Origin of the sequence: Acinetobacter sp. ESBL14 (assembly GCF_036668815.1) — a bacterium.
Taxonomy (GTDB): Bacteria; Pseudomonadota; Gammaproteobacteria; order Pseudomonadales; family Moraxellaceae; genus Acinetobacter; species Acinetobacter gyllenbergii.
Genome location: NZ_JAZEVS010000087.1, coordinates 1 through 249, shown reverse-complemented (window position 1 = coordinate 249; position 249 = coordinate 1). Strand labels below are relative to the sequence as shown.

The window sequence follows — 249 nt, the reverse complement described above, 5'->3', positions numbered from 1 at the left end:
TACCACTGATTGGGTCGGTCGCATTGATCGGATCAAGCACTGGTGCATTTGGTGCAACGGTATCAATCGTCAATACTGCGCTATCTGTGCCCACATTGCCCGCTGCATCTGTCGCAGTCACCGTCACAGTATGGTTGCCTTCACCCAAGGTCGGTAAAGTATTGTCCGCCAAGGTCCAAGTACCATCACCATTGTTCACCGCTGGATAGTTCACACCATCCACAGTCACCACAATCGTGGCTGTTGGAT

The 249-nt window shown here is 51.8% G+C and carries 1 protein-coding gene; it reads right to left on the bottom strand.

Going from position 1 to position 249, the window contains the following annotated elements; translation table 11 throughout:
- The coding region (locus V6E90_RS21940) for an Ig-like domain-containing protein (protein ID WP_332606441.1) at positions 1–249 on the bottom strand (249 nt) is incomplete at both ends.